Origin of the sequence: Microbacterium sp. 71-23, assembly GCF_001897265.1 — a bacterium.
GTDB classification, from domain to species: Bacteria; Actinomycetota; Actinomycetes; order Actinomycetales; family Microbacteriaceae; genus Microbacterium; species Microbacterium ginsengisoli.
This window is the reverse complement of sequence record NZ_MKSL01000045.1, coordinates 1-4,604: the sequence shown is the minus strand read 5'-3', so window position 1 is coordinate 4,604 and position 4,604 is coordinate 1. Positions and strand designations below refer to the sequence as shown.

Genomic DNA, 4,604 nt, shown 5'->3' with positions numbered 1-4,604 from the left:
GTGACACCACGCTAAGAGACTCACCCGCGCCCGGGGGTTGCAAGGCCGAGTTCGGGCGGTCCAGCGAGGCTAATCTCAGCGTCGACAGCCCATGGAATGCCTCCCTACGTCGATGAGGAGTTGGCTACGCGGGCCGACGACTCCGATTTGCCGGCGGTGCGCGGCACCTCGGGGCTTGTCCGGGCGCAGCGAGGGTGGGGCGATCGGCCCCCGTCGCGACTCTGTTCTCACACTCCCGGGACCTTGGGAGAGTTGTGGGGTGAATCCTCCCGGCACGACCGCCTCTCGGGGTTTCAGGCGCCGTAGACGCGCGTCCGGCACCCAGTGCGGTGCGTGGCGCCTTCCTGCCGTCGTTGCAGGTCAGTGATTCATCTGCACGTCAACTGGCCTCAACCGCTCGGACACACTCGGCAGATCGAATTGACGTCGATCAAGGGAGGGTTCGTGCGCCTATCGGTCATCGGATGCGGCTATCTCGGAGCGGTGCACGCCGCCGCGATGGCATCAATCGGTCACGAAGTCGTCGGAGTTGACGTCGACGAGCATCGGGTTGCCGCGTTGAGTGCAGGGACGGCGCCCTTCTTCGAGCCGAATCTGGAAGATCTCGTCCGCGATGGGGTGAGCTCGGGGCGCCTTCGATTCTCGAACAGGATGGCCGACGTCGCGGGCGCGACGGTGCATTTCGTCGGCGTCAACACGCCCCAGCAGAAGGACGGATACGCCGCTGACCTGACCTACGTCAATGCCGCGTTCGATGGGCTGCTGCCCTACCTCTCCGAAGGCGACATCGTGGCGGGCAAGTCGACGGTGCCCGTCGGCACGGCCGCGGGGCTCGCGCCTCGCGTCGAAGCGACCGGCGCGACCCTCGTCTGGAACCCGGAATTCCTTCGTGAGGGCTGGGCAGTGCAAGACACGATCGATCCCGACAGGCTCGTGGCGGGGGTCCCCGCTGGCGCAGAGGGGGAGCGCGCGGCATCCATTCTTCGTGAGGTCTATCACCCCTCGGTCGCGAAGGGCACGCCTTTCATCGTCACCGACTACGCGACAGCGGAGCTGGTGAAGGTCGCGGCGAACGCCTTCCTCGCAACCAAGATCAGCTTCATCAACGCCATGGCCGAGATCGCCGAGGTCACGGGCGCCGACGTCACTCAGCTCGCAGATGCGATCGGACACGACGCTCGCATCGGGCGCCGCTTCTTGGGAGCCGGCATCGGGTTCGGCGGGGGATGCCTGCCCAAGGACATCCGTGCCTTCTCGGCGCGCGCCGAAGAGCTCGGCAAGGGTGAGTCTGTCGCCTTCCTGCGTGAGATCGACGCGATCAACCTTCGTCGTCGCGATCGGGCCGTGCAACTGGCCGTCGATGCGCTCGGGGGAGAGACCTTCGAACGCAAGATCGCCGTGCTGGGGGCCGCGTTCAAGCCGCACTCCGACGACATCCGCGATTCGCCGGCCCTCGACGTGGCGGTACGCCTGCACGGGCTGGGGGCCTCGGTGCGGGTCACCGATCCTGAGGCGATCGCGAACGCGCGCCGCATCCATCCGCAGCTGACCTACCTCGCTGACCGGGACGAGGCGTTGCGCGGCGCTGACGTGGTGATCGTCGTCACCGAGTGGGATGAGTACCGCCGGCAGATGGCCCCCGAGCTCGTGTCGACTCTCACCGAGGGCCGCATCATCATCGACGGCCGCAACTGCCTGGATGCCGCGGCCTGGCGCGCGGCGGGATGGACGTACTACGGGATGGGGCGGCCGTAGCCGTCCCTGTCACGCGTCGCGTCGCCGGAGGGCGGCGCGTGGGTGTCACAGGGCGCCCCGAGTCAACACCCCGCCGAGCGACGACCCGTCGCGAGGTTCGACGGTGCGCACCGATGCCGCGCGGCGTTCTCGTGTTCGACGCCCGAGCCGTGATCCCACGACGCGTCGCCACCGCATCGGCGAGCGTGCGCGGCACCTTCCGCGGCGAGGGGTCCGCGTCGCGCGCGTGTACCCGCGCGCGGACTGGCGTGCCGTCTGTGTCCGCTTCGGCACCGCACCGCGCTGACTCCGAGCCCCTGTCCGCCGCCGGCTCCAGATTCCACCGCGTTGCGCGCCGGCATCGACGCACCGCGCCCGCAACCCGACTGAGCGGATGCCGCTCCCTCCCGGGGTGCGGCTCCACGGTGTTCGTGCGGGCGAGGCTGTGATCCTCGGGATGTCGGGCGACACGAGGCGGATTCCTGATCCCTCCGGGGCGGAGATCACGCGCAAGGTTCTGGCCCGGAGCGTCGCTCAGAGGCGCTCGAAACGAAGCTTCCTCCACAATCATCCGGAGTCGCGAAGCTTTCACATTCGAAGAAAAGGCCGAACAAAATGTCGCACCCCCAAGCGACAATGGGAACATGCATTCCACATCCGCCGCCACCCTTCTCGCCGCTGATCAGCGCGCGTGGAACGACGTGGTGGGCGCGATCGACCTCGCTGAGCGCATCGTCGCCCGTGCCGAGGTCGAGCGGATGCGGGCGCTCGCCGCCGCGGGCCGTCTGGTGCGAGACCTCACGGCCGACACCCCCACTCGTGTGCGCGAGCACGACATGGTGCTGCGGTCGCTGTCCGCCGAGATCGGCGCCGTCGCCCGGCGCTCCGACCGCTCGGTGCAGCGCGATATCGGTGACGCGATCGAACTCGTCGAGCACTACCCGGCCACCCTTTCCCGGTGGGAGGCCCCTTTCCCGGTGGGAGGTCGGTGACATCACCCGGGCTCACGTGCGCACCATCGTCGACTGCGGCGCCATCGTTCCGATCGACGCACGCGCCGATTTCGATACGGATGCCGCGGCCCTCGCGACGCACCACACCCCGGGTCGGCTCCGCCGACTGCTCGAGCAGCTCGCCGACGACATGCACCCGCGATCACTCGTCGAACGCCACGTCGACGCGCGCGCCGAGCGCTGCGTGCGCGTGGTCGCGCGCGGCGAAGGAATGTCCGACCTCATCGTCACGACACCGACGCTGCTGGCCGACGCCGTGTACGACCGGCTCACCCAGCAGGCCCGCATTCTCATCGACACGCGCGCGCATGTCGACGCCGGCGCCGACGTCGACGCCCATTCGTGCGTCGATGCCGCCGACACCCGCTCCATCGACCAGGTGCGCGCCGACCTCGTCACCGACATGCTGCTCACCGTCGCTCCCAGCGCCGACCCGACCCGCACCGACGACGGCCCGGGCGTTCTCGGAGCCATCCGAGCCAAGGTGCAGATCGTCGTTCCCGTCGCGACCCTGCTCGGCGACGACGACCGTTCCGCCGAACTCGCCGGCCGCAGCCCCCTCGACGCCGACACCGCCCGCCGGCTCGCCGGTGCCACCCGCTGCCCGTGGGAACGCGTGCTCACCCACCCCATCACCGGGCAGGTGCTCGCCGTCGACACCTACCAGCGACCGGCCGCCCTCGACCGCTACCTTCGCGCCCGCGACCAGCACTGCCGATTCCCCGGATGCCGCGTCCCCGCCGTGCGCTGCGAAGTCGACCACACCACCGACTGGGCGCTCGGAGGCAAGACCGAGGCATCCAATCTCGCCCACCTCTGCCAACGGCACCACTCGATGAAGCAGTTCACCGCGTGGACCGTGCGGCAGCACCCGGGCGGCATCCTCGAATGGACCTCACCCGGCGGTCGAACCTACCTCGACCACCCCGCCGGCGCCGGCGCGCACGCCGTCACCTTCACGCCCGATCCACCCGGCGACACCGGCTCGCGCGCGCATCCTCGACACGACGAATCCACCGCACCGTTCTGACCGGCACCTGGCAGAACGCGCGCGTCAGCGCACCGGTGCCGACGTCGCCGCGCCACCCTCCGGGCTGAACGTGTAGTCGTGCGTCACCGCGAGATACACCAGCGCCGCCACTCCCACCGCGATCACCGCCACCATCACATACGCCCACCACGAATGGCCGGGCCGGCGCGGCGGGCCACCCCGTCTCGAGCCTCGAGTCATACCGACGATCGGGTCGTACGTCACAGCGGATCCTCCAGCCATCCGTCCAGCGGTCGCGGGCGCAACGGATCGCTCGGCCATGAGCGGGCAGCGCGGAACTCGATCGACGCGACCAGGTCGCGACGAGTGGAGACAAGGGCGAGCGTGCAGAACTGCACCCGCTCGTCATGGAAAGAACGGCAGTCCCACTCCCACGTGAGCACGTCCACGTCATCCGACCGCGACCGCGCCAGCATCGACACGACCGCATCCGGCCGGCGCACCTCCGTGTCGAACCAGAGCCGCAACTGGCGGGCGCCCGCGAACCGGTCGTCACCATCGACGATCGCGCCGTCGCTGACGAAGCACGCGACGAACGCACGCTCGTCACGCGCGTTGATCGCATCCAGCACCGAGGCCACGATGTCGACCACCGAACCCCCTCCCCAGCGGAATCAGTGATGCGTCACGGTCCGGGCCGCGGCATCCGTCGAATTCATCGGATGCCGTGACGAAAAGGACCGCACGTGGGACCTAGTCTGGGAGCGGGGGCGGGCTCACCCGTGCACGGGGAACGGATTTCAACCGAATTCGTCCACATTTGGAGGGTGAGTCTCTTAGCGTGGTGTCACTTCCCGCGGGGTTTT

The 4,604-nt window shown here is 69.1% G+C and carries 5 protein-coding genes; 3 read left to right on the top strand and 2 right to left on the bottom strand.

Annotated features, from left to right (window positions below):
- The first annotated feature begins 444 nt into the window (after window positions 1–444).
- The 3 genes from BGO15_RS13475 (at window position 445) to BGO15_RS13465 (ending at window position 3,777) form a co-directional block, all read left to right on the top strand.
- Window positions 445–1,755 (top strand): UDP-glucose dehydrogenase family protein, encoded by a 1,311-nt coding sequence (locus tag BGO15_RS13475; RefSeq protein ID WP_056519234.1) that lies wholly within the window; start codon window positions 445–447, stop codon window positions 1,753–1,755.
- A gap of 623 nt (window positions 1,756–2,378) precedes the next feature.
- Entirely contained in the window at window positions 2,379–2,726 is a 348-nt protein-coding gene (locus tag BGO15_RS13470; protein ID WP_156454704.1) for a hypothetical protein, read from the top strand.
- Window positions 2,727–2,742: 16 nt separating this feature from the next.
- Entirely contained in the window at window positions 2,743–3,777 is a 1,035-nt protein-coding gene (locus BGO15_RS13465) for an HNH endonuclease (RefSeq protein ID WP_156454705.1), read from the top strand.
- Between the two features lie 24 nt (window positions 3,778–3,801).
- On the opposite strand, the gene BGO15_RS13460 is transcribed toward BGO15_RS13465, so the two are convergent.
- Window positions 3,802–4,002 (bottom strand): hypothetical protein, encoded by a 201-nt coding sequence (locus BGO15_RS13460; RefSeq protein ID WP_045245944.1) that lies wholly within the window; start codon window positions 4,000–4,002, stop codon window positions 3,802–3,804.
- Window positions 3,999–4,391: a hypothetical protein gene (locus tag BGO15_RS13455; RefSeq protein WP_056518686.1), complete on the bottom strand. Its 393-nt coding sequence runs from the start codon at window positions 4,389–4,391 to the stop codon at window positions 3,999–4,001. Before BGO15_RS13455 ends, BGO15_RS13460 begins: the two co-directional genes overlap by 4 nt.
- Between the last annotated feature and the right edge of the window lie 213 nt (window positions 4,392–4,604).

Bases quoted from the DNA above. Each gene is read 5' to 3' on its own strand.
- BGO15_RS13470 (WP_156454704.1), top strand. From the start codon at position 2,379: ATGCATTCCACATCCGCCGCCACCCTTCTCGCCGCTGATCAGCGCGCG.